This is a genomic window from Micromonospora sp. IBHARD004, assembly GCF_052814115.1.
This window is the reverse complement of the sequence record NZ_CP199934.1, coordinates 6,139,851-6,162,433: the sequence shown is the minus strand read 5'-3', so window position 1 is coordinate 6,162,433 and position 22,583 is coordinate 6,139,851. Positions and strand designations below refer to the sequence as shown.

General features: G+C 73.3%; 21 protein-coding genes. 14 read left to right on the top strand and 7 right to left on the bottom strand.

Translation table 11 applies throughout. The features are described from left to right. Positions 1 to 28 precede the first annotated feature (28 nt). Entirely contained in the window at positions 29 to 1,636 is a 1,608-nt protein-coding gene (locus ACTWO6_RS29975; RefSeq protein WP_446217031.1) for a protein kinase domain-containing protein, read from the top strand. Between the two features lie 15 nt (positions 1,637 to 1,651). Here ACTWO6_RS29975 and ACTWO6_RS29970 read toward each other — a convergent pair whose 3' ends face one another. Then, positions 1,652 to 2,320, bottom strand: a complete 669-nt coding sequence (locus tag ACTWO6_RS29970) for a potassium channel family protein (RefSeq protein ID WP_446217030.1) — start codon at positions 2,318 to 2,320, stop codon at positions 1,652 to 1,654. Further along, entirely contained in the window at positions 2,310 to 3,644 is a 1,335-nt protein-coding gene (locus ACTWO6_RS29965) for a TrkH family potassium uptake protein (protein WP_446217029.1), read from the bottom strand. The genes ACTWO6_RS29970 and ACTWO6_RS29965 overlap by 11 nt, the downstream gene beginning before the upstream one ends. A 106-nt stretch (positions 3,645 to 3,750) precedes the next feature. On the opposite strand from ACTWO6_RS29965, the gene ACTWO6_RS29960 reads away from it, so the two are divergent. Next, entirely contained in the window at positions 3,751 to 4,866 is a 1,116-nt protein-coding gene (locus ACTWO6_RS29960; RefSeq protein WP_446217028.1) for a glycerophosphodiester phosphodiesterase, read from the top strand. Between the two features lie 246 nt (positions 4,867 to 5,112). Here the strand turns inward: ACTWO6_RS29960 and ACTWO6_RS29955 are convergent, their stop codons facing one another. After that, entirely contained in the window at positions 5,113 to 5,343 is a 231-nt protein-coding gene (locus tag ACTWO6_RS29955) for a GntR family transcriptional regulator (protein ID WP_446220818.1), read from the bottom strand. Positions 5,344 to 5,629: 286 nt separating this feature from the next. Between ACTWO6_RS29955 and ACTWO6_RS29950 the strand changes: the two genes are divergently transcribed. The 8 genes from ACTWO6_RS29950 to ACTWO6_RS29915 all read left to right on the top strand — a co-directional run bounded on the left by ACTWO6_RS29950 (position 5,630) and on the right by ACTWO6_RS29915 (position 11,974). Continuing rightward, entirely contained in the window at positions 5,630 to 5,932 is a 303-nt protein-coding gene (locus tag ACTWO6_RS29950; protein WP_446217027.1) for a DivIVA domain-containing protein, read from the top strand. After that, a complete protein-coding gene (locus ACTWO6_RS29945) occupies positions 5,932 to 6,186 on the top strand; it encodes a hypothetical protein (protein WP_089012400.1) in 255 nt (84 codons plus the stop codon). Before ACTWO6_RS29950 ends, ACTWO6_RS29945 begins: the two co-directional genes overlap by 1 nt. Positions 6,187 to 6,418: 232 nt before the next feature. Beyond that, positions 6,419 to 7,624 (top strand): substrate-binding domain-containing protein, encoded by a 1,206-nt coding sequence (locus tag ACTWO6_RS29940; protein ID WP_446217026.1) that lies wholly within the window; start codon positions 6,419 to 6,421, stop codon positions 7,622 to 7,624. A gap of 2 nt (positions 7,625 to 7,626) precedes the next feature. Beyond that, positions 7,627 to 8,370: an ABC transporter ATP-binding protein gene (locus ACTWO6_RS29935; protein ID WP_446217025.1), complete on the top strand. Its 744-nt coding sequence runs from the start codon at positions 7,627 to 7,629 to the stop codon at positions 8,368 to 8,370. Continuing rightward, the gene (locus ACTWO6_RS29930) at positions 8,367 to 9,098 is read left to right on the top strand and encodes an ABC transporter ATP-binding protein (RefSeq protein WP_446217024.1); all 732 of its coding nucleotides are present in this window, start codon (positions 8,367 to 8,369) and stop codon (positions 9,096 to 9,098) included. The genes ACTWO6_RS29935 and ACTWO6_RS29930 overlap by 4 nt, the downstream gene beginning before the upstream one ends. Further along, positions 9,095 to 10,003, top strand: coding sequence for a branched-chain amino acid ABC transporter permease (locus ACTWO6_RS29925; RefSeq protein WP_446217023.1), 909 nt, complete (start codon positions 9,095 to 9,097; stop codon positions 10,001 to 10,003). The genes ACTWO6_RS29930 and ACTWO6_RS29925 overlap by 4 nt, the downstream gene beginning before the upstream one ends. Beyond that, the gene (locus tag ACTWO6_RS29920; RefSeq protein WP_446217022.1) at positions 10,000 to 11,118 is read left to right on the top strand and encodes a branched-chain amino acid ABC transporter permease; all 1,119 of its coding nucleotides are present in this window, start codon (positions 10,000 to 10,002) and stop codon (positions 11,116 to 11,118) included. The genes ACTWO6_RS29925 and ACTWO6_RS29920 overlap by 4 nt, the downstream gene beginning before the upstream one ends. Before the next feature lie 112 nt (positions 11,119 to 11,230). Next, positions 11,231 to 11,974 (top strand): SDR family NAD(P)-dependent oxidoreductase, encoded by a 744-nt coding sequence (locus ACTWO6_RS29915; protein WP_446217021.1) that lies wholly within the window; start codon positions 11,231 to 11,233, stop codon positions 11,972 to 11,974. A 73-nt stretch (positions 11,975 to 12,047) separates the two neighbouring features. Here ACTWO6_RS29915 and ACTWO6_RS29910 read toward each other — a convergent pair whose 3' ends face one another. Then, on the bottom strand, positions 12,048 to 12,857 hold the full coding sequence (locus tag ACTWO6_RS29910) for a hypothetical protein (protein ID WP_446217020.1): 810 nt from the start codon (positions 12,855 to 12,857) through the stop codon (positions 12,048 to 12,050). A gap of 143 nt (positions 12,858 to 13,000) precedes the next feature. Between ACTWO6_RS29910 and ACTWO6_RS29905 the strand changes: the two genes are divergently transcribed. The 4 genes from ACTWO6_RS29905 to ACTWO6_RS29890 all read left to right on the top strand — a co-directional run bounded on the left by ACTWO6_RS29905 (position 13,001) and on the right by ACTWO6_RS29890 (position 18,462). After that, entirely contained in the window at positions 13,001 to 14,878 is a 1,878-nt protein-coding gene (locus ACTWO6_RS29905; protein WP_446217019.1) for a BTAD domain-containing putative transcriptional regulator, read from the top strand. Positions 14,879 to 14,991: 113 nt separating this feature from the next. Beyond that, a complete protein-coding gene (locus tag ACTWO6_RS29900) occupies positions 14,992 to 17,115 on the top strand; it encodes a DEAD/DEAH box helicase (protein WP_446217018.1) in 2,124 nt (707 codons plus the stop codon). A 128-nt stretch (positions 17,116 to 17,243) separates the two neighbouring features. After that, positions 17,244 to 17,474 (top strand): heavy-metal-associated domain-containing protein, encoded by a 231-nt coding sequence (locus ACTWO6_RS29895; RefSeq protein ID WP_446217017.1) that lies wholly within the window; start codon positions 17,244 to 17,246, stop codon positions 17,472 to 17,474. 64 nt (positions 17,475 to 17,538) lie between these two features. Then, positions 17,539 to 18,462, top strand: coding sequence for a hypothetical protein (locus ACTWO6_RS29890; RefSeq protein WP_446217016.1), 924 nt, complete (start codon positions 17,539 to 17,541; stop codon positions 18,460 to 18,462). 4 nt (positions 18,463 to 18,466) lie between these two features. Here the strand turns inward: ACTWO6_RS29890 and ACTWO6_RS29885 are convergent, their stop codons facing one another. The 3 genes from ACTWO6_RS29885 to ACTWO6_RS29875 all read right to left on the bottom strand — a co-directional run bounded on the left by ACTWO6_RS29885 (position 18,467) and on the right by ACTWO6_RS29875 (position 22,320). Continuing rightward, the gene (locus ACTWO6_RS29885) at positions 18,467 to 18,883 is read right to left on the bottom strand and encodes a helix-turn-helix domain-containing protein (RefSeq protein WP_446217015.1); all 417 of its coding nucleotides are present in this window, start codon (positions 18,881 to 18,883) and stop codon (positions 18,467 to 18,469) included. A 257-nt stretch (positions 18,884 to 19,140) separates the two neighbouring features. After that, entirely contained in the window at positions 19,141 to 20,307 is a 1,167-nt protein-coding gene (locus ACTWO6_RS29880; protein WP_446217014.1) for a class I SAM-dependent methyltransferase, read from the bottom strand. Between the two features lie 339 nt (positions 20,308 to 20,646). Further along, positions 20,647 to 22,320 carry a DEAD/DEAH box helicase gene (locus ACTWO6_RS29875; protein ID WP_446217013.1) on the bottom strand — a complete coding sequence of 558 codons (1,674 nt, stop codon included), beginning with the start codon at positions 22,318 to 22,320 and terminating at the stop codon, positions 20,647 to 20,649. Positions 22,321 to 22,583: the final 263 nt, after the last annotated feature.

The window sequence follows — 22,583 nt, the reverse complement described above, 5'->3', positions numbered from 1 at the left end:
GGGATCACCCCGGGCAACAGGACTGACCATGGGTGGAGCGGTCAGGAGCGGCGAGCAACTGCTGGGTGAGCGGTACCGGCTGATCGAGCAGCTAGGTGCGGGCGGCATGTCGGTGGTGTGGCGCGGATACGACGAGGTGCTCGGCCGCCAGGTCGCGGTCAAGGTGCTCGCGTCCCGGCTGGCCAGCGACAAGGCCTTCCGGCACCGGATCCGCATCGAGGCGCAGGCCGCCGCGCGGCTCTGCCACCCCAACATCACCAACGTGTACGACTACGGCGAGTCCGAGCAGGCCGGGCTGACCGTGCCGTACGTCGTGATGGAGCTGGTCGACGGTGGCCCGCTGAGCAGCCGGCTCGGCCGCGGCGGGCAGCTGCCCTGGCGCGAGGCGGTGACCATCGGCGCGGAGGTCGCCTCTGCGCTGGCCACCGCGCACGCCCGGGGCGTGGTGCACCGCGACGTCACCCCCGGCAACGTCATGCTCACCCCGACCGGGGTGAAGGTCGTCGACTTCGGCATCTCGGCGCTGGTCGGGGAGAGCGAGCAGGGCCCGGACGGCGCCCTGCTCGGCACCCCCGCCTACCTCGCCCCGGAGCGGCTCGACAAGGGCCAGGTCTCCCCGGCCACCGACGTCTACGCGGTCGGCCTGCTGCTGTACCGGATGCTGACCGGCCGGCTGCCCTGGCAGGCCAGCACCACCACCCAGATGCTCCAGGCGCACATGTACAACGACCCGGACCCGATGCCCCCGGTGGTCGGGCTGCCCGATGAGGTCGAGGAGCTGGTCCGGCGCTGCCTGGCGAAGCGTCCGGCGGACCGCCCGACGACCGCCGACGTCGCCCGTACGCTCGCCGAGGCGGCCGGCATCGCGGCGATCGTGCCGGTCTCCCCGGCGTTGGGCCAGTTCGACCCGGCGCTGCTGGAGAACGCCGGGACCACGATCCTGCCCTGGTCGACGGCGACCGACGCGCTGCCCTTCTCAGCCGTGCGGACCCGGACCCGCCGGGCGGCGGCCCGCCGGCGCAGGGTCGAGGCCGGGGTGGCGGCGGTGGGGCTGGTCGCGGTCACCGCCGCCATGTGGGGGATGACCTCGCGGACGTCGGCCAGCGGGGGCATGGAGCCCACCGAGGCGCGGATGGGGCTGCCCCAGCCGGCCCCGTGCGAGGTCGACTACGTGCTGCGCCGGGACTCCGGCCGGGACTTCGCCGCCGAGCTGACCCTGACCAACACCGGCGGCCGGGAGCTGCGGGACTGGATCATGAGCTTCACCTTCCCCGGCCGGCAGACGGTGACCCAGGCCCAGCCGGCGGTGCGGCAGCAGGGGCGGACGGTGCTGCTCCAGCCGCCCGCCGCCGACGCCGCGCTGGCGCCGGGGGCGTCGAAGAAGGTCGCGCTGAGCGGCTCGTACACCGGGAGCAACCCGCTGCCGGTGCAGTTCAAGGTCGGCGAGAGCACCTGCGGCGTGCAGGTCTCCGGGGTGGCCGGGTCGATGCCGACGACCGCGCCGACGACCAAGGCGCCCGCGAAGACCACCGCGAAGAGCGGCTCGCACTCGTCGGGCCGCTCGGGCGGGGGTGAGCGGGCGAAGTCCGAGAACTCCGGCAAGGGCAAGGACGGCGGCAAGGGCAAGGGGAGATGACGTTTCGGGTGGCGCTCAGGACAGCGCGGCGAAGCGCTGCACCTGCGCGATGCTGCCCTCCACGATGAGCACGCTGTCCTTCTCCAGCACCGTGTCCGGCTCGGCGTAGTGCAGGCGTTCGCCGGGCAGTTTGGCGCCGACCACCCGCACGCCGTACCGGTCCGCCGGGGCCAGCTCGCGCAGCGGCCGGTCGACCATCCCCTCCGGAACGCGTACCTTGGCGATGGCGAAGTCGTCGCCGAACTCGATGAAGTCGAGCATCTTGCTGACGATCAGGTGCGCCACCCGCTCGCCGGTCTCCGCCTCGGGGAAGACCACGTGGTTCGCGCCCACCGACCGGAGGATCTTCGCGTGCTTCTCCGAGTTGGCCCGGGCCCAGATCTGCGGGACGCCCAGCTCGGTCAGGGCAAGCACGGTGAGCACGCTGGCCTCCACCGACGCGCCGAGCGCGACCACCACCCGGCGGAAGTCCGCCACCCCGAGCTGCCGCAGCACGTCCTCCTCGGTGGCGTCCGCCTGCACCACCCGGTCCAGCCGGTCCGACCAGTGCTGCACCCGCTCCTGATTGCGGTCGACGGCGAGCACCTCGTGGTCCAGGTTGGTGAGCGAGTCGGCCAGGTGCGAGCCGAACCGGCCCAGGCCGATCACCACGACGCCGCTCTCGTTCGTCTTCCTAGCCGACAATGGGTTGCTCCTCCGGATAGCGGTACAGGCGTCGCCGGGTGTTCAACGCGATCGCGGACCCGAGGGTGAGCGGGCCGACCCGGCCGATGTACATGAGCGCGGTGAGGACGTACTGCCCCGTGTCCGGCAGGTGCTGACTGACCCCGACGGACAGGCCGGTGGTGCTGAAGGCCGACGTCACCTCGAAGAGCGCCTGGTAGTAGCGCACCCCCACGGTGATCAGGAGCAGGAGCACCGTGCCGACCACGACGAGGGCGACGCTGATCAGGGCGACCGTGAGCGCCTGCCGCTGACTGGCTTGGGCGACCCGCCGGCGACCGACCGCCACGTCCGGCTCGCCGCGCAGCTCCGCCCAGATGACGAAGGCCAGTAGGAAGAACGTGGAGACCTTGATGCCGCCGGCGGTGCTGGCGCTGCCGCCGCCGATGAACATCAGGATGATCAGCAGCGGGTAGCTCGCCTCGGCGAGCTGGTCGACGTTGATCACGTCGAAGCCGCCGGTCCGGCTCAGCGCGATCTGGGTGAACGTGGCCAACACCTTCCCCGGGAGGTCGTACGTGCCGATGGTGGCCGGGTTGCTCCACTCGGCGAGCAACAAGTAGCCGAAGCCGAGTGTGATCAGCGCCAGGCTGCCCCACACCGTCAGCTTGGTGGCGACCGCCCATCGGCCCGGTCGCCGCCATTCGCGGAGGGCCTCGAAGAGGGCCGGGAAGCCGAGCCCGCCGATGATCGCGCCAAGGCCCAGCGGCAGCGCCACCCACGGGTCCCGGGAGAACGCGAGCAGCCCGTCGGAGTAGAGGGTGAACCCGCCGTTGTTGAACGCCTGGATCGAATGGAAGACGGCGGACCAGAGCGCCGACCAGGGCGGGTAGTCGTAGACCAGCCAGAGCCGGCAGGTGATGAGCGCCGTCATCACCGCCTCGGTGACGAACACGGTCGCCGCGATCCCCATCAGCAGCCGGCGTACGTCGCCGATGCCGAACTCGGTGGTCTCCGCCTGCACCAGCAGCCGGTTGCGCAGGCCGAGCTGTCGGGACACCACCAGGATCACCAGCGCCGCACCGGTCAGGATGCCCAGGCCGCCGACCTGGGTGAGCACGGTGATCATCGCCAGTCCGAAGCCGTTCCAGTAGTTCGGGGTGTCGTTGACGGCCATGCCGGTGACCGAGACAGCCGAGGTGGCGGTGAAGAGCGCGGTGACGAACGGGGTGTAGTGCTGCTCGCTGGTGGCCCAGGGCAGCATCAGCGAGCCGGTGCCGAGCAGGATCACCGCCAGGAACCCGAACGGCACCAGGCGCACGGGGTGACGGAGCAGCCGACGCACCACGCAATCTTCCGTCCGGAGATTCACCGACAGGTCAGGAACCGACCAACTGCTGGTCAACCGAAACCGGTCTGCTGGGCGCATCCCTCGACGACAGGAGACGGCGATGCGACCTACCCTTTCCGCCCTCGGCGTGGCCGGCGCGCTGCTCGCGGCGGCCGTGGTGGTGCCGGCCGTGGCCGCCCAGGCCGATCGGGAGCCCGGCACCGAGCGGTCCCGCGCCACCCAGCGGCCCATCGTGATCGGCCACCGTGGTGCGAGCGGCTACCGCCCGGAGCACACCCTGGAGTCCTACCGGCTGGCGATCCGGATGGGCGCCGACTTCATCGAGCCGGACCTGGTCTCGACGAAGGACGGCGTGCTGGTCGCCCGGCACGAGAACGAGATCTCGGGTACGACCGACGTGGCGGCCCACCCCGAGTTCGCCGCCCGCAAGGCCACCAGGACCATCGACGGCGTCCCGGTGACCGGCTGGTTCACCGAGGACTTCACCCTGGCCGAGCTGAAGACGCTGCGCGCCAAGGAGCGGCTGCCGCAGGTCCGGGTGGCCAACACCGCGTTCGACGGGAAGTTCGAGGTGCCGACCTTCCAGGAGGTCATCGACCTGGCCCGGGCCGAGTCGAAGGCCCGGGGCCGAACCATCGGCGTGTACCCGGAGACCAAGCACCCCAGCTACTTCGCCTCGATCGGACTGGCGCTGGAGGAACCGCTGGTCGCGGTGCTGAAGGCGAACAAGCTGACCCACCGGCAGGACCCGGTCTTCATCCAGTCCTTCGAGACCGCCAACCTGCGCAAGCTCGACGGCATGATCGACGTCCGACTGGTGCAGCTGATGGACGCCGCCGGCCGCCCGTACGACTTCACCGCCGCCGGTGACGCCCGCACCTACGCCGACCTGGCCACGCCGGCCGGCCTGGCCTGGATCGCCGGGTACGCCGACGGGGTCGGCGTGAACAAGAACCTGATCGTCCCCCGGGACGCGGCCGGTCGGCTGCTCGCCCCGACCACGCTGATCCAGGACGCGCACCGGGAGAAGCTGGTCGTGCACGCCTGGACGTTCCGGGCGGAGAACCAGTTCCTGCCGGTGGACTTCCGGATCGGGGCCGACCCGAACGCCCGCGGCGACATCACCGCCGAGTACGAGCTCTTCTTCGGTCTCGGCCTGGACGGCGCCTTCGCCGACCAGCCGGACACCGCCGTGGCGGCCCGCGCCGGCCTCTGACGACCGCCCACCGGGCCCGCTAGGGCCCGCTCGATCCACGCCATCTCGCCGACGTGGGGGTATCCGGTTCTCCCGGACACCCCCACGTCGGCGTAACGGATCCGACTCCCGCCCCAGCCCGGCCTGGCCGTGGGTGGTGTCGTGGCGCCCTACGAAGCTGATGACGTCAATGACTCAGCCGACGATGTGGGGTCCCGTCGGGCGGATGATCCGTCTACGTCATCAGGTTCGTAGCGTCCGTTGCCTTCATCGCGCGGGGCGCTCGGCGACGTAGGTGCCGCGACCGGGCTGACCGGTGATCAGCTCACGGTCGTGCAGCAGGGAGAGCGCGCGTGAGGCCGTGTTCATGTGGACCTTGTATGCCTCGGCGAGCTCCCTCGTGGAGGGCAACTTGTCCCCAGGCTTGAGTTCACCGCTTTTGATCTTTGCGGTGAGGTCGTTGGCGATCTGGCGGTATGGGGCTTCGGCTGTGGGCATGGTGAGGACTCCGGTTGGTTCGGCGTCTCCGATCATGCCGGGCCTACACCAGTAACTGCAACAAGTTGCCGCGTCGTGACTCTGGGGTCGACCTACACAAGCATTTTGTGTAGCCTCTGTCTGTCCGGCTCCGGTTGGTTCGGCAAGCCCCGGTGATCGGACAACCAGGTTGGCTCCGGGGTCGTACCGCCGATGAGGGCTGCGGGCGCGGGGCCGGCGGCTCGGTCCGCGTCCCCTTTCCGCGGACCGGGCCGCCTTCCAGGGCGACTGCGGGAGGAAGGTGGTCATGCGCAACGTGCTGAACCTGTTCCGGCCGGCGCGTCGGCGGCCGGCGTCGAGTCGGCCGCCGAACGGCGGCTGGTACCGGTCGGAGTCCTGTCGGCCGCTGAGCGTCGGGCAGATCCGCGACCGGCACTTCCGCACCGTGCGGCACGGCCTCGACCCGGCCGAGGTGCACGCCTTCCTCTACCGGGTGGCCGGCGACCTGGCGATCGTCCGCCGTGAGCTGGCCCGTACCGCGGAGGAGAACGTCCGGATCAAGCGGGCGTTGCGAAGCTGGCAGTCCAGGTTCACCCCCGGGAGGCGCTGATGGGCCGGGAGCGGTTCGTCGTCCACCTGCCGGTGCTCGCCACCGACCTCGACGGGGCCCGACGCTTCGCCCGGGGCATCTGTCGGGCGCTCGCCGTCCTTTCCGATGTGGACCGGGCCGAGACGACCGTCTCCGAGGAGGACGCCCAGCACGTCCGTCATAGAGTCTTCTGTGACCGGTTGCTCGACGGCCGTCGGCGCTGTCCGCTCCCGGCGGACCATGACGGCGAGTGCGGGCCTCGCCGGCAGCGGTAGCCGAAGGTCCGGTTTGCCGGCGCGGCGGTGGCGGGGTGCGACACACCGCCGTCGCGGGTGGTGGCGGCTGCGACCACCACCCATGGACGTCATCACCGGTGGTGGCAGGCTGTTGTTACGGCCGGCCACCCCACTACGGTTACTTGTGTGTTTCGGCCACATAGCCCGTGGGTGACGTCACTTCTAGCGTGAGCCGACAAATGAGTTCCCCCTGTCCTCACCTGGAGTCGCAATGACGGTCCGGCACACGCGACGGGTGTTCCTCTCCGCCGCCACGATGATGGCCGCGGCGCTCGCCGCCACGGCCTGTGGCAGCCCGCAGGACACCGCCTCCGGCGGCGGCGACAGCGCCGCACCGGTCAAGGTTGGTCTGGTGTATTCCCAGTCGGGGCCGCTGGCCAGCTACGGAAAGCAGTACATCGAGGGGTTCAAGGCCGGCCTCGACTACGCCACCAAGGGCACCGGCAAGGTCGGTGACCGGAAGATCGAGCTCACCGAGGCCGACGACGCCGGTGACCCGGCGAAGGCGGTCTCCGCGGCCAAGGACCTGATCGGCAAGGGCTCGAAGATCATCGCCGGTTCCACCGCGTCCGGCGTCGCCCTCCAGGTCGCCCCGATCGCCGCGCAGAACAAGGTCCTCTTCATCTCCGGCCCGGCCGCCACCGACGCGGTGACCGGCGCGAACAAGTACACCTTCCGGTCCGGGCGGCAGTCGTACCAGGACGTGGTGACCGCCAAGTCGTTCATCGGCGACGCGACCGGCAAGAAGGTCGTCGTCTTCGCCCAGGACGGCGCGTTCGGCGACGCCAACGAGGCCGCGGTCAAGAAGGTCATCGGCGGGGCCGGCGCCACCGTCAGCAGCGTCCGGGCCCCGGCCAGCGCCACCGAGTTCACCCCGTTCGCCAGCCAGATCAAGGCCGCCAAGCCGGACCTGCTCTTCGTGGCCTGGGCCGGCACCACCGCCCCGGCCATGTGGCAGACCCTCGACCAGCAGGGCGTGCTCGCCTCCACCACGGTCGTCACCGGCCTGGACATCCGCGCCTCCTGGCCCACCTTCGGCGCCGCCGGCGGCAAGATCTCCTTCCTGTCGCACTACTTCGACGGGGCCAGCGACACCGAGGCCGCCAAGGCCGCCAAGGCGAAGATTCCCGGCGGGACGCTCGACCTGTTCCACCCGGACGGCTTCGCCGCCGCCCAGATGGTCGTCCGCGCCGCGTCCGAGGGCGGCGACGACGTCGACAAGATGATCAAGGCGCTCGAAGGCTGGCAGTTCGACGGCATCAAGGGCCCGATGACCATCCGCGCCGAGGACCACGCGCTGCTCCAGCCGATGTACCAGGCCAAGCTCTCCGGTAGCGGCACCACCTTCACCGCGGCCGCGCAGAAGAGCCTGACCGGTGACGAGACCGCCCCGCCGGTCACCCAGATGAAGGGCTGAACGTGCTCGCCACCCGCGGTCTGACCTGGCGGATCGGCGAGGTCGCCATCGTCGACTCCGTCTACCTCGACCTCGCGCCCGGGGAGTTCCTCGGCGTGATCGGGCCGAACGGCGCCGGCAAGACCTCGCTGTTCAACCTGATCACCGGCCTGCGCCGGCCCACCGAGGGGCGGATCCTGCTGGACTCCGAGGACATCACCGCCCTCCCGCCGCACCGGCGGGCCCGGCTCGGCCTGGGGCGTACCTTCCAGGCGTCCTCGGTCTTCGGCTCGCTCACCGTGCGGGAGAACGTCCGGCTGGCCGTACAGGCGCACCAGGGTGGCTCGATGAAGCTGTGGCGGCTGGCGGCGGCCGACCGGGAGGTCGCCGCCGCCGCCGACGCGGCGCTCGACCGGGTCGGCCTCCACCACCGGGGTACGGCGCTCGCCGGCACCCTGGCCCACGGCGAGAAGCGCAAGCTGGAGATCGCCCTGCTGCTCGCCGGGGAGCCCCGGGTGATGCTGCTGGACGAGCCGATGGCCGGGGTCAGCGCCGAGGACGTGCCCGAGCTGGTCGAGGTGATCAAGTCGCTGACCGGCGACAGTGGCCGGTCCGTGCTGATGGTGGAGCACCACATGGACGTGATCCTGGAGCTGGCCGACCGGATCGCCGTGATGCACCACGGCGCGCTGCTGGCCTGCGACACCCCGGACACGGTGATGGCCAACGCCACCGTCCAGGAGGCCTACCTGGGGGAATCGCTATGAGTGTGGAACCGGTCCTCGCGGTCGAGGACCTGTCGGTGCGGATCGCCGGGCTGCACATCCTCCAGGGGGTGTCGTTCACCGTCGCGCCGACCGGGGTGACCGTGCTGCTCGGCCGCAACGGCGTCGGCAAGACCACCACGCTGCGCGCGATCGTCGGGCTGACGCCCCGCAACGGCGAGGTCCGCGGCACCATCCGGATGGGCGCGCAGAGCCTGCTCGCCCGCCCCACCCACCGGCTGGTCCGCGGCGGGCTCGGCTACGTGCCCGAGGACCGCTGCGTCTTCGCCGGCCTCACCGTCGCGGAGAACCTGCGGCTCGCCGAACGGCGGGGCACCACCCCGGCGTACGACAAGGTCTTCGCGCTCTTCCCGGAGCTGGACCGGCGTGGACGGCAACGGGCCGGCTCCCTCTCCGGCGGGCAGCAGCAGATGCTCGCGATCGGCCGCGTCCTGCTCAACGACAACCGGCTGCTGCTGGTCGACGAGCCGACCAAGGGGTTGGCGCCGAAGGTTGTGACCGAGGTGGCCGAGGTGCTGGAACGGGTGGCGGAGTCGGTGCCGGTGCTGCTGGTCGAGCAGAACCTGGCCGTGGTCCGCCGGCTGGCGAAGGACGCCGTGGTGCTCTCCGCCGGCAAGGTGGCCTGGACCGGCAACGCCCAGGAACTGCTCCTGGAGACGGCGCTGACCAAGTCGCTGCTCGGGGTGGGCTCCGGGGAGGTGCACGCGTGAGCGACGTGGTCCTGCTGACGCTGACCGGGCTGGGGCTGGCGGCGCTCTACTTCCTGGTCGCCTCCGGGCTCTCCCTCGTCTTCGGCCTCGCCGACGTGCTCAACTTCGCGCACGGCCTCTTCCTCGGCGTCGGGGCGTACGCGACGTGGTGGGCGGCCGGCAACCTGCCCGGCGCCGGCTCCGACGGGTTCGGCTTCGTGGTGGCGGTCGCCTTCGGCGTGCTCGCCGGGGCGCTGGTCGCGGTGCTGGTCGAGCTGGTGCTGATCCGGCCGCTCTACTCCCGCACCATCGAACAGGTGCTGGTCACCGTCGGCCTGTCGCTGGCCGGGGTGGCGCTGCTCCAGGCCACCTGGGGCGCCGACCCGCGGCCGTTCCCGCGTCCGGCGTGGACCCGGCAGGTGACCTCGATCCTGGGCGCGAAGGTGCCCAACGCCATGCTGCTGCTGATCGTCGCCTCGGTGCTGGTGCTCGGCGCGCTGCTGGCCTTCCTCCGGTGGACCCGCTACGGCCTGGTGATCCGGGCCGGGGTGGAGAACCGGGAGATGGTCACCGCGCTCGGCATCGACGTGCGCAAGGCGTTCACCCTGGTCTTCGCCATCGGCGGGGCCGCCGCCGCGCTGGCCGGCGCGCTGGGCAGCACGTTCTACGGCACCGTCTCGCCCGGGCAGGGCGGCTCGCTGCTGATCTTCGCGTTCATCGTGGTGGTGATCGGCGGGATGGGCTCGGTCGTCGGGTCCGCGTACGCGGCGGTCGCGGTGGCGCTGCTGCAACAGTTCGTCAACTACTACGCCGTGCAGTATCACGAGAACCTGTCGGGCGCCGGCGACATCTGCGTGGTGGCGCTGCTCGCCGTGGTGCTGTTGCTGCGGCCGCAGGGCCTCGCCGGAAAGGTGGCAACGGCATGACCGAGGTCAAGAGTCCCGAGGTTCCGGCGCCGCCCGCGGCGGTGCCCGACGAGCTGAGCCCCGGGCACGCCCGCTGGCACGGGATGCGGCCGTACCTGCCGCTCGTGGCGCTGATGGTGGCGGCGATCGTGCCGTACTCGACGATGAACCTGCCGGGGATCTTCGAGGGGCCGCTGAACTCGCCGGGCACCCTGCAGGTGCTCGCCATCTGCCTGGTCTTCGGCGGGCTCGCGGCCGGCTACGACCTGCTCTTCGGCCGAACCGGGATGCTCTCGTTCGGGCACGCGCTCTACTTCGCCGCCGGGGTGTACGGCACCGACATCCTGGTCACCCGGGCCGGGCTGCCGCTGTGGCAGGCGGCGCTGCTCACCGTCACCGGCGCGGCCACCCTCGCGGCGCTGCTCGGCGCGGTGGCGCTGCGTACCGTCGGGATCGCCTTCGCCATGGTCACACTCGCCTTCGCCCAGGTCGGGGCGATCCTGGTGGCGCGCGACTTCGGCGGTTGGACCGGCGGCGAGGAGGGGCTGCCGCTGGACGTCTCCGGGCTGCCGCCGGCCCTGGTCGGGGTGGCGAACACGGTCAACCTCTACTGGCTTGCGCTGGCGTACCTGGCGCTGGTGGTCTTCGTGGTGCACCGGGTGAGCGGCTCACCGACCGGCCGGGTGCTGGCCGGGCTGCGCGACGACGAGCGGCGGATCGGGGTGCTCGGGCTGGACCCGTACCGGTTCAAGCTGGTCGCGTTCACCCTGGCCGGCAGCCTGGCCGCGGCCGGGGGAGTGGTCTACTGCCTGATCGTCGGCGGCGCCTCCCCGCACGTCACCTCCTCCGAGCTGACCCTGTCGCTGCTGATCATGGTGGTGCTCGGCGGCCCCGGCACCCGCTGGGGCCCGGTGCTGGGCGGCGTCCTCTACATGTACCTGGACCACCGCCTCACCGCCTTCGGCACCAGCGAGGCCGTGAACAACCTCCCGGCGTTCCTCAGCCACCCCCTCTCCCAGCCCCTCTTCGTCCTCGGCACCGTCTTCATCCTGGCCGTCTACTTCTTCCCCGGCGGCCTGACCAGCCTCAAGTCCCGCCTCCACCCCCTCCTCACCGCCCTCCACCGCCGCCCCTGACCCCGCCCCGCCCCCTGACCCTGTTGATCATGAAGTTATTGTCGCGACACGCCGTGGTCGCCGGCGATAGCTTCATGATCGACGGGGTCTGAGCGCTGGGGAGGCGGTAGCGATGGAGCGGTTCGCGGTGGTCAGTGGGGGTGGGACCGGGATCGGGGCGGCCGTGGCGCGGGGGCTCGTTGATGACGGGTTCGACGTGCTGATCGTGGGGCGGCGGGCGGGGGTGCTCGACGCGGCTGCGGAGCGGATCGGTGCCGAGGGTGGGCGGCCGGGCGCGGTGCGCGCGGTGGCCGCCGATCTGACCGATCCGGGGCAGGTCGACCTGGTGGTCGAGGCGGTCGGTGAGCGGACCGTCGACGCGGTGGTGAACAACGCCGGGGGTTACCTCGGTGGGGACACCGGCACGCTGGCCGGGACCGCGGCGCACTGGCGGGCCAACCTGGACGCCAACGTGCTCACCGCGGTGCTGCTCACCGAGGCGCTGCGCCCGGTTCTGCGCCGCCCCGGCGGCCGGGTGGTGCTGCTCAGCTCGATCGCCGCGCAGCGCGGCGGCGGCGGGGCGTACTCGGCGGCGAAGGCGGCGCTGCACGGCTGGGCGTACGACCTCGCCACCCACCTCGGCAAGGAGCAGATCACGGTCAACGTGGTCAGCCCCGGCTACGTCGCGGAGACCGAGTTCTTCGGCGACCGGATGACCCCGGAGGGGCACGCCGCCCGCGTCGCGGCCACCCTGGTCGGCCGCGCCGGCCAGCCCGACGACATCGCGGCGGCGGTCCGCTACCTGGTCAGCCCCGAAGCGGGCTACGTGACCGGCCAGGTGCTCGGCGTCAACGGCGGCTCGGTCCTCGGCCGCTGAGGCCGCCCCCCCCCCCCGCTGACGACGAAAGGGCGGCGGCCCCCCGTGTGGCCGCCGCCCCCTGCGTCGTGGGTCAGCCGTTCAACATCTCGTACGCCATCGCCGGCGCCTTCGTCGCCGCGCTGCCGGTCGGCACGGTGATCTTCGGCGTGCTGCCGTAGTCGGCGTACGTGACGACGTACTGGTACGCCTTCCGCTCGCCGCCCGCGGGGATCTCCAGCACCAGCGAGGCGAGGTGCTCGTCCGGCCCGACCAGCGCGGTGAACGGCACGTGCTTGCCGGCCTCGCCGAGCGCCGCCGCCTCACCGTCCTCCAGCGCCTTCGCCGCCTCACCGCTGGTCACGTCGATGAACCCGACGTACTTCCCGGGGCCCTGCTCCTCGACGGAGGTCGCCGCCTCGATCAGCGGGCCGGCGTTGCCCTGGTCGGCGCCGTCGAAGGTCGGCACGCTGTCGCCGTCGGTCAGCTTCGACTTGTCCAGCACCATCCACTTGTTCGGGAACTTCGGCAGGCCCGGGTGGCCGCTGAACTTCGCCTTCATCCAGATCTTGTCCTCGATGACCAGGAACGACATCTTCATCGTGATGCCGTCCTTGTCCGGGGCCATCACGGTGTTCATCTCGAATGCCTTCGACTCCGGGTCGATCCGTCCGGTGAGGTTGCTGGACGCGTCCTTGCCGGTGAACCGGAAGACGCCTTCCGTACCGTCCGGGACGGCGTCGAGGAGGGCCTCCTTGGGCGTGGCGGTGGGGCTGGCCGGCGGCGCGGCGGCTGGTTCGCTCTTCGGCCCGCAACCCCCGAGCAGGGTGGTCGCGGCCAGCATGGCGGCGACCGTGCCGACCGCCCGTCGGATGGTGCCGGCGCTGCCCGTTGCCTGTGTCATCGCACTTCTCTTTCTCGCTGCGTGGCTTCTGCCGAGGACGATGCTGCGGGCCGGCACGGCGGTTTGGCTGCCGATATGCTGCCGTCCGGCTGCCGGGCACTGCCGTCCGGCGACCATGGGGGTGTCAGGAGCGGAATACTCGCATGTCAGGAACGCTGCGTTTCGAGGTCCTCGGGCCTCAGCTGGCCTGGTACGCCGACCGGGAACTCGACCTCGGCCCGGGCAAGCAGCGGGCCGTGCTGGCCGTGCTGCTGCTCTCCGCCGGCCGTCCGGTCCCCACCGGGCAGATCGTCGACGCGGTCTGGCCGGAGGAGCCGCCCGCGAACGGGCCCAACGTGGTGCAGAAGTACGTCGCCGGGCTGCGCCGGGTGCTGGAGCCGGACCGCTCCCCGCGGACGCCCGGGCAGGTGCTCAGCCTGACCGACGCCGGGTACCTCCTCCGGATCCCGCCGGAGGCGGTGGACGCGGTCCGCTTCGAGCGCGGCGTCCAGCGGGCCCGGCAGCGGCACGCGGCGGGGCGTACGGCCGAGGCGCTGGCCGAGCTGACGGCGGCCCTGAAGCTCTGGCAGGGCGAGCCGTTCACCGGGTTCGCCGGGCCGGTCTTCGAGGCCGCCCGGCACCGGCTGGTGGAGCTGCGGGCCGTCGCCCTGGAGACCCGCGCCGACCTGGAGCTGGAGAGCGGGCGGCACCGCGAGCTGGTCGGCGAACTGGTCGAGCTGGTCGCCGAGTTCCCGGTCCGGGAACGGCTGCGGTACCAGTTGATGCTGGCGCTGCACCGCAGCGGCCGGCAGGCGGAGGCGCTCGCCGCGTATCGCGAGTTCGCCGCCCTGCTCCGCGAGGAGTACGGCATCGAGCCGGGCGAGGTGCTCCGGGAGCTGCACCGCCGCATCCTCCGCGCCGACCCGACCCTGCTGAAGGCGACCCCGACCGAGCCGGCGGAGGCGGTCGCGGCCGAGGAGCGGCCGGACGGGTCGAAGCCGGCAGCCGGGCAGCGGCCCGACCCGCTCGTCCCCGCGGGCACGCCCGATCCGCCCGCGCCCGCGCCCGCGCCCGCGCCCGACCCGCTCGCTCCCGCGCCGACGTCCGGCACCCCGACCTCGCCGGCCGGGTTCGCGCCGCCGTTCGGCACCGGCTTCCCGCCCGTACCCTCGGCGGGCTTCGCGCCCGTACCCCCGCCGGCCACCGGTTTCGGGTCCGCGCCGAGCGTCGGCTTCCCGCCCGGGCCGGTCGGCTCGCCGGTCGCCCTCCCCGGGCCGGCCGGCCCGCCCGCCCCGTTCCTCCCGCCACCGCGGTACGAGCAGCCGCCCACCCGTCCCCGGCCCCAGCCGGTGCCGCGCTGGCTCAGCGTCAGCGCCACGATCGTCGGCGCGCTGACCGCGATGCTCTCCTTCGGCCTGCTCACCTGGCTGGTGGTGCTCGTGTACGCCGGCTGGCGGCGGAGCTGGCGCAACGGGGTCGCCGCCGTCGGCTACCTGTCGCTCGCCGCCACGTTCATCATCGTGCTCGGCAGCGGCGACCCGGACGATGTGACCGACGCCGAGGGCTTCTTGATCGTGGCCTGGCTGGTCGGCTGGATGCTCGGCGTCCTGCACACGATCCTGCTCAACGGCGTGGTCTGGTCTGCGGTCCGGGGTCGGGGCGGGGGAGTGTCCGGGCCGGCGGCCGACGACCGCCGGATCCGCCGTGAGCAGGCCCGTTACCTGCTGTACCACTACCCGGCGGCCCGGCAGGAGCTGCACATCGGCCGGCCCGACCTGCCCCGTACCTTCGACGACGGGGGCCTGGTGGACATCAACGCGGTGGAGGAGCGGGTGATCGCCCGGCTGCCCGGGATGGCCGCCGCGCAGGCCCGGCAGGTGGCGATGGACCGGTGGCTCCGCGGCCCGTTCGGCTCGATGGAGGATCTCGCCGCCCGCTGCCTTCTCCCGCCGCTGCTCACCGACTCCCTCCGCGACCTCCTCGTCTTCCTCCCCCCGCTCCCGCACGCCACCCGGTCCACCACCCCGCCCCAGCAGAGTTGATCAAGAGGTTTGCGCCAGTCCGGGCCCGGATCGTGACGCAAACCTCTTGATCACCGGGAGTGGGCGCGGGCGGGGGAGGGGTGGTGGGCCGGGGGCGCTGGTAGAAATGCCGGATGAGCCAGGATCGGGCGGCGGTACGGGAGCGGGCCGAGGCGGTGCTGCGCCGGCTGGCCGGCGAGCACGCCCGGCTGCGGGAGGACCAGTGGCGGGCGATCGAGGCGCTGGTGGTGGACCGGCGCCGGGTGCTCTGCGTGCAGCGCACCGGGTGGGGCAAGTCGGCGGTCTACTTCGTCGCCACCGCGCTGCTGCGGGAGCGCCCCGACGCCGCCGGCCCGACCGTGATCGTCTCGCCGCTGCTGGCGTTGATGCGCAACCAGGTGGAGTCGGCGGCGCGCGCCGGCATCCGGGCCCGCACCATCAACTCAGCCAACCTCGACGAGTGGGACGAGATCACCGGCGAGATCCACGCCGGCGCGGTGGACGTGCTGCTGATCAGCCCGGAACGGCTCAACAACCCGGACTTCCGGGACACCGTGCTGCCGAAGCTGGCCGCCACCACCGGCCTGCTGGTGGTGGACGAGGCGCACTGCGTCTCCGACTGGGGGCACGACTTCCGGCCGGACTACCGCCGGTTGCGTACCTTCCTCGGCAACCTGCCCGAGCGCACCCCGGTGCTGGCCACCACCGCCACCGCCAACGAGCGGGTCACCGCCGACGTCGCCGAGCAGCTGGGTGACGCTCTGGTGCTGCGCGGCACGCTGGACCGGGAGTCGCTGCGGCTGGGCGTACTCGACCTGCCGAGCCCGGCGCACCGGCTGGCCTGGCTCGCCGACCACCTGGACCGGCTCCCCGGCTCGGGGATCATCTACACGCTGACCGTCGCGGCGGCCGGGGAGACCGCGGAGTTCCTGCGGGCCCGGGGCTGGTCGGTGGCCTCCTACACCGGCCAGGCCGAGGACGCCGACCGCCGGGCCGCCGAGCAGGACCTGCTCGACAACGAGATCAAGGCGCTGGTCGCCACCAGCGCGCTGGGCATGGGCTTCGACAAGCCCGACCTCGGCTTCGTGGTGCACCTCGGCGCGCCGCCCTCGCCGATCGCCTACTACCAGCAGGTCGGCCGCGCCGGCCGGGCCGTGGAGCACGCCGAGGTGCTGCTCCTGCCCGGCGTCGAGGACGCAGCCATCTGGCGGTACTTCGCCTCCCTGGCCTTCCCGGCGGAGGAGCAGGTCCGCGCGGTGCTCGCCGCGCTGCACACCGACCGGCCGATCTCCACCCAGGCCCTCGAGCCGGTCGTCGACCTGCGCCGGGCCCGGCTTGAGCTGATGCTGAAGGTGCTCGACGTGGACGGCGCGGTGCGCCGGGTCCGCGGCGGCTGGCTCGCCACCGGCGAGCCGTGGGTCTACGACGAGGCCCGGTTGCGCCGCGTCGCCCAGGCGCGCACCGCCGAGCAGCAGGCCATGCGGGAGTACGTGACCACGCCCGGCTGCCGGATGCGCTACCTGCGCGAGTGCCTGGACGACGCCGGGGCGGGCGACTGCGGCCGGTGCGACCGCTGCGCCGACCCGCTCTTCGCCGCCGAGGTCTCCGACGCCGCGCTCAGCGCCGCGCAGACCTTCCTCGGCCGCCCCGGCGTGGAGATCGCGCCCAAGAAGCTCTGGCCGACCGGTCTGGAGGCGGTGGGCGTACCCCTGAAGGGCCGGATCCCCCCGACCGAGCAGGCGCTGCCCGGGCGGGCCGTGGGACGGCTCTCCGACCTGGGCTGGGGTGGGCGGCTGCGTGGCCTGGTCGGGCCGGAGGCGGCGGACGGCCCGGTCCCGGACGACGTGGCCGCGGCCGTGGTCGAGGTGCTGAAGGCCTGGGCGCACGGCGACGACCCGTGGCCGCGCCGCCCGGTCGGCGTGGTCGCGGTGGGCTCCCGCACGCGCCCCGCGCTGGTCGACTCGCTCGCCGAGCGGATCGCCACCGTGGGCCGGCTGCCGCTGCTCGGCCGGGTGGTCCCGAGCGGTCCGGCCGGGGCCGGCGGACCGCGCGGCAACAGCGCCCAGCGGGTACGCGCCCTGCACGACGCCTTCACCGTCCCCGACGAGCTGGCCGCCGTCCTCGCCGGGCTGGACGGGCCGGTGCTGCTCGTCGACGACCTGGTCGACTCGGGCTGGACGGCGACCATGGTGGCCCGGCTGCTGCGCCGGGCCGGCGCCCCCGACGTCCTGCCCCTCGCCCTCGCCGTGGCCGGCTGACCCGCCCGGGTCGCCAACCGCGGTCGTCCGGGGCGGAGGAAAAGTTCCCGGCCGGCCCGGAATGCGAGCGTCACCACCGTCACCGACCGTGCGCGGGCCGACACCCCGGCCGGCGGTACCGTGGGGCCATGACCGAGCAGCGACCCGTCACGCAGACGTACGCCGTCACCGGGATGACCTGCGAGCACTGTGTGCGGGCGGTCACCGCGGAGCTGTCCACCCTGCCCGGCGTCGAGGAGGTCCGGGTGGACCTGTCCACCGGCACCGCCACCGTCACCAGCGCCGACCCGCTGCCGGTGGAGTCGGTCCGATCCGCCGTCGACGAGGCGGGCTACGAGCTGGCCGGCGGCGTTGCCTGAGCCGTCGCCCGCCGGACCGGCGGCCCCGGCCGACCCCGTGCTGGCGGCCGGCCACCGCGTCCCGGTGGGGGAGCCGCCCGTCGGGCCGGACCGGGCCACCCTGCGCTTGGCGCTGGTGACCGGCGGGCTGCTGCTCGCCGTGCTGCTCGGCTTCGGCCTCGGCCGGCTGAACCCGCCGCCCAGCACGGCGTCCGGCGCGGCCCCGGCGGCCGGCGGGCACACCCATCCGCCCGGCACCGGCGCCCACTCGCACTCCGGGGCGGCCGTCGACCAGGGCACCGCCACGGACGCCGCCGGCCTGTCGGTCAGCGCGGCCGGCTACACCCTCACCCCGTCGGCCGTCGAGTTCCCGGTCGGCCGGGCCGGTGAGCTGCGGTTCCAGATCCGGGACGAGCGGCGGCGGGCGGTCACCCGGTTCGCCGTCGTGCACGACAAGCCGATGCACCTGATCGTGGTCCGCCGCGACCTGACCGGCTACCAGCACCTGCACCCGACCATGGCGGCGGACGGCACCTGGTCGGTGCCGCTGACCCTGACCCAGCCCGGCGTCTGGCGGGCGTACGCGGACTTCACCGCCGTCGCCGACGACGGCGGGCAGGCCGCCGTCACGCTCGGGACCGACCTGACCGCCCCCGGCGGGTACGCACCCCGCCCGCTGCCGGCGCCGGCCACCACCGGCACGGTCGACGGGTTCACCGCCGGCTACGAGGGGACCCCGAAGGCGGGGGAGTCGACGCCACTGCGGTTCCGGGTCCGCGCCGGTGACGCCGCCGCGCCGCTGGAGCGCTACCTCGGCGCGTACGGCCACCTGGTCGCGCTCCGCGAGGGTGACCTGGGGTACCTGCACGTGCATCCGGAGACCGGGCGGGACGGCGACGCGGTGACGTTCCAGCTGACCGTGCCGGGTCCCGGCCGCTACCGGATGTTCCTGGACTTCCAGGTGGCCGGGGTGGTGCACACCGCCGGCTTCACCGTGACGGTGCCCTGACCGCTCAGCCGGCCCGACGGACCGGGCGGCGGGCCAGGTAGCGGAGCAGGTCGCGGATGTGGTGCTTCTCCTCGGCGGGGACGCTGGGGTCGGCCAGCCGCTCCAGGATCACCCGGACGTCCGCCTCCACCGGCGCGTCCTCGGCGCGGCGGCGCGACGCGGGGCCGGCGTCCGGCAGCCCGAGGGCCCGGAAGGCGGCCGCCACCGGCAGGTCCAGGGCGGCGCAGAAGCCACGCACCTTGGCCAGCTCGGGGTAGTCCTGCCAGTCACCGGCGAGCCAGCGGAACACGGTGGACCGGCCCACGCCGGTGTGCGTGGCCAGGTCGGTAACCGTCCAGCCGCGCTCTTCACGGGCGTCGTCGATGGCGCGGCGTACGAAACGCGCGAAGGCCATCTGCGGCGATACCTCTGTGGCACCCATAATCCCTGCGGGGTCTTCCTTCCCGACCGGAGCACCGGGGCGGTGCGCCTAAGAGGGTAGTACGGCTCCACGCGGAGACAACCGACCGACCGGTCCGAACGTCTCGTGGGCGGGACTGCCGGGACCGGCGGGGCGGCTCCGGGTGATGATTGTCGGCCGTCAATTAATCTCGATGTGCTTGCGCGCCCGCACCCCCTGATGAGGAGCAGCATGGCCGAGCCGAGCGGCATGGGGAACCGCGGCGCCGAGCGGCGGCGCTAGGCCGCCGGCCCGTCGGTCGTCGCCCCGGAGAGCAGGGTCTCCAGCCGCGGCGTGACGCGCCACTGGTCGACCAGCTCCCGGTACTCCGCCCGCTGCGCGTCGGTCGCGGCCGTCCCGGTCGGGCGGGCCCGGATCAGCAGGTTCCGCGGGGTGTGCCGGGAGTCGACGAACTCGACCACCTCCGCCCGGTAGCCGTGCAGCCGGAGCAGCCCGGCCCGGAGCGCGTCGGTCAGCACGTCCGCGAACCGCTCCCGCAGGATGCCCTGCCGGGTGAGCAGGTCGTACGGCGCGGGTGCCGGCCGGGAGCGGAGCTGGGCCGCGATGTCGTGGTGGCAGCAGGGCGCGGCGAGCACCCAGCGGGCGCCCCACCGGACGGCGCGGGCCAGCGCCTCGTCCGTGGCGGTGTCGCAGGCGTGCAGCGCCAGCACCAGGTCCGGGGCCGGCTCGACCCCCGCGTCGGCGATGGTGCCGGCGACGAAGCGGACCTGGTCCGCCCAGCCCAGCCGCTCGGCCAGCTCGGTGTTGCGCCGGCGCTGGTCCTCGCGTACGTCCACGCCGACCAGCTCCACCTCCAGCCCGCGGGTGGTGAGGTACCGGTGGGCCGCGAAGGTCAGGTACGCGTTGCCGCAGCCCAGGTCGACCACCCGCAGCGGGCCGGTCAGGTCGTCCGGCAGGGTCGCGGCCAGCGCCCGGAGGAACGCGTCCACCTGGCGGCGCTTCGCCGCCGAGCCGCCGATCTCGGCGAAGATCGGGTCGCCCGGGTCGAGCAGGTAGTCCTTCTCCCGGTCGTGACCGCCCGGCTCGGCCGCCGGCCGGCTCGCCGCCGCCCGGTGCACCTGCGCCTCGCCCGACTTGGTCACCCGCAGTTGCAGCGTCGCGTCGGCCGTCTCCACGTGCCAGTTGCCGAACGGCTCCGCCAGCAGTGCGTCAATCGCCGCGCCGGCCTCCGCGCCGGGCGCCACGTTCCGGGTGTACGGCCGGGCGCCGTCGGAGGTGGAGATCTGCAGGCGCGGGCCGGCCTTGAGGGTGACCGGCCGCAGCTCGGCGCGGACCACCGAAGGTCGCTGCCCCTTGCGTCGCCCGGCGGCGACCGCCCGGGTCAGGGCGGGGTCGAGCAGCAGCGCCCGCACCTCGGTCAGGGCGGCGTCCAGCGGTTCCGGCATCGCTCCATCATCCTTTCCGGCTTCCGGCTCCCGCCGTGGGCCGGTCGCGAGTGTCGTGTGCGGCACTGGCCCCCGCCGTGGGCGGCAGCCGGGTACCGAGGCCGACCACGTCGGCTCAGGCAGGCCCCGGCGCCGGCGAGGTGTTGTGGGACGCCCTTTGCTCTGCTGCAGCGGAGGCAACACCGGGAGGCCGTTCGTGTTGCGTGGGCTGCAGCAGAGCAAAGGGCGCGAGCAGTTGTCCCGACCTCAGGGGGCGGTTCAGGCCAGACCGACCGGGCGGGACAGACGACATCCCCCGTACCGGGGGACCGGCACGGGGGATGTCAGGGTCTCGCAGCGTCAGTCGGCGGTCGCCTCGGCCGGCGTACCGGCGCCCGAACCGCCCCCACGGCGGCGCCGGCGGCGACGCGGCTTCGCGGCCGCCTCGCCCTCGGCGGAGGCCGCCGCGGCCGGCTCGGCGCCGCCCTCGGCGGTGATCACCGCGGTGGGCTCGCCGGCCACCGTGTCGCCGGCCCGGCGGCGACGCCGCCGGCGCGGGGTACGAGTGCCCTCATCGGCGGAGGCGTCGGCGGGCGCGCCCTCCGGCGTGGCCGCCGCGTCGCCGCCCCGACCCTGGCCGCGCTCGCGGTCGCCGCGCTCGCCCCGGCCACGGCTCTCGCCGCGCCGGGAGCCGCGGCTCTCACCGCGCCGGGACCGGCCACCGCCGAGGTCCTCCTCGACCTCCGCCGCCAGCCCGGCGCGGGTGCGCTCGGCGGTCGGCAGGGTGCCGGTGACGTCCCGGGAGATGTCCAGGTCGGTGTAGAGGTGCGGAGAGGTGTGGTACGTCTCCGGCGGCTCCGGCATCTCCAGCCCGAGCGTCTTGTCGATGATCCGCCAGCGGGGCATGTCGTCCCAGTCGACGAAGGTCACCGCGACACCGGTCGCCCCGGCCCGGCCGGTACGACCGATCCGGTGGGTGTAGGTGTCCTGGTCCTCGGGGCAGTCGTAGTTGATGACGTGGGTGACGCCGGTGACGTCGAGCCCGCGCGCCGCCACGTCGGTGGCGACCAGGATGTCGATCTTGCCAGCGCGGAACGCCCGCAGCGCCCGCTCCCGGGCGCCCTGGCCCAGGTCCCCGTGGACGGCGGCGACCGCGAAGCCGCGGAAGTCGAGGTCCTCGGCGACCCGGTCGGCGGCGCGCTTGGTCCGGGTGAAGATCATGGTCAGGCCACGCCCCTCCGCCTGGAGGATGCGCGCGACGATCTCGACCTTGTTCATCGAGTGGGTGCGGTAGACCAGCTGCTGGGTCTGCGGCGACGGGCCGGTCTCGGCGGTGTGCCCGGCGTGGATGGTCACCGGCCGGCGCAGGAAGCGCCGGGACAGGGCGACGATCGGGTCCGGCATGGTGGCCGAGAAGAGCATGGTCTGCCGGTCCTCCGGCAGCATCGCGAGGATCTTCTCGACGTCGTCGAGGAAGCCCAGGTCGAGCATCCGGTCGGCCTCGTCGAGGACCAGCGCGCGCACCCGGTCGAGCCGCAGGTGCTTCTGCTTCTGCAGGTCCATCAGCCGGCCCGGCGTGCCGACCAGGATCTCCACGCCCTTGCGGAGCGCGTCGATCTGCGGCTCGTACGCCACGCCGCCGTAGATCGGCAGCACCCGCACGCCCCGGGTCTTGCCCGCGGCGGCGAGGTCCTTGGCGACCTGGATGCCCAGCTCGCGGGTGGGGACGACGACCAGCGCCTGCGGCACGCCGTCGCTGCCCTCGCCCGGCGCGAAGACCCGCTCCAGCAGCGGTACGCCGAAGCCGAGGGTCTTGCCGGTGCCGGTCGGGGCCTGGCCGATCAGGTCGACGCCGCGCAGCGCGATCGGCAGCGCGTACTCCTGGATGGCGAACGCGCGGGTGATGCCGGCGGCGGCCAGCGCCTCGACGGTCTCCTGGCGGGCGCCGAGCTCGGCGAAGGTGGGAGCCTCCGGACGGACCGGAGCGGTGGGGGCCAGTTCCTGGCCCGCGTTGTCCTGAATCTGCTCGCTCATATGGATTTGGGGGTGCCCTCTCGTGGTGCGCCCCGTCATGTCCTCAGGGCGCGATCGGTGTGGCGCGGGCCACACGGTCGGGCGGAATGCCGAGCCGGACCGGGCCGCACGCGCGCCGCGGGTCGGGTGCGACCAGTTCACTGATCGGATCGACGCCCACGGCAACTGTTACATACTACCTGAACCCCCTGGTGGCCGTCCCAATTCCAGGTGGCGGTGCGGTATCCAGGGGTTACCGGTGTGACCTGCGCCACAAGCCAGCG